Below are 1,347 nucleotides of genomic sequence, written 5' to 3'. Positions count from 1 at the left end.
AGTACCGAAGTCTTCGATTCCACACTGCCAAGAAAAGCCTCTAGCGAGATGCAAGGTGCCCGTACCGCAAACCGACACAGGTAGGCGAGGAGAGAATCCTAAGGTGAGCGAGTGAACTCTCGTTAAGGAACTCGGCAAAATGACCCCGTAACTTCGGGAGAAGGGGTGCTCTGGTAGGGTGCAAGCCCGAGAGAGCCGCAGTGAATAGGCCCAGGCGACTGTTTAGCAAAAACACAGGTCTCTGCAAAGCCGCAAGGCGACGTATAGGGGCTGACGCCTGCCCGGTGCTGGAAGGTTAAGAGGAGGGCTCAGCCGCAAGGCGAAGGTCTGAATTGAAGCCCCAGTAAACGGCGGCCGTAACTATAACGGTCCTAAGGTAGCGAAATTCCTTGTCGGGTAAGTTCCGACCCGCACGAAAGGCGCAACGATCTGGGCACTGTCTCAACGAGAGACTCGGTGAAATTATAGTACCTGTGAAGATGCAGGTTACCCGCGACAGGACGGAAAGACCCCGTGGAGCTTTACTGCAGCCTGATATTGAATTTTGGCACAGTCTGCACAGGATAGGCAGGAGCCTTGGAAGCCGGAGCGCCAGCTTCGGTGGAGGCGCTGGTGGGATACTGCCCTGACTGTGTTGAAATTCTAACCCGCACCCGTGATCCGGGTGGGAGACAGTGTCAGGCGGGCAGTTTGACTGGGGCGGTCGCCTCCTAAAATGTAACGGAGGCGCCCAAAGGTTCCCTCAGAATGGTTGGAAATCATTCGCAGAGTGTAAAGGCACAAGGGAGCTTGACTGCGAGACCTACAAGTCGAGCAGGGACGAAAGTCGGGCTTAGTGATCCGGTGGTTCCGCATGGAAGGGCCATCGCTCAACGGATAAAAGCTACCCCGGGGATAACAGGCTTATCTCCCCCAAGAGTCCACATCGACGGGGAGGTTTGGCACCTCGATGTCGGCTCATCGCATCCTGGGGCTGTAGTCGGTCCCAAGGGTTGGGCTGTTCGCCCATTAAAGCGGTACGCGAGCTGGGTTCAGAACGTCGTGAGACAGTTCGGTCCCTATCCGTCGCGGGCGCAGGAAATTTGAGAGGAGCTGTCCTTAGTACGAGAGGACCGGGATGGACATACCGCTGGTGTACCAGCTGTCTCGCCAGAGGCATCGCTGGGTAGCTACGTATGGACGGGATAAGTGCTGAAAGCATCTAAGCATGAAGCCCCCCTCAAGATGAGATTTCCCATTACGCAAGTAAGTAAGATCCCTTGAAGAAGACGAGGTAGATAGGTTCGGGGTGGAAGTGCGGCGACGCATGGAGCTGACGAATACTAATCGATCGAGGACTTAATCAAT

At 55.6% G+C, this 1,347-nt stretch carries 1 rRNA gene; it reads left to right on the top strand.

The window, feature by feature from the left end:
* Positions 1–1,346: ribosomal RNA gene (locus BW952_RS19100) — 23S ribosomal RNA — on the top strand; the annotation flags it as partial.
* Position 1,347: the final 1 nt, after the last annotated feature.

The sequence above is a fragment of the Domibacillus enclensis genome, assembly GCF_900156125.1.
In the GTDB taxonomy this organism is placed as follows: domain Bacteria; phylum Bacillota; class Bacilli; order Bacillales; family Domibacillaceae; genus Domibacillus; species Domibacillus enclensis.
Note: the sequence above shows the minus strand (reverse complement) of the source record. Positions and strands in the feature narration are given on the sequence as shown.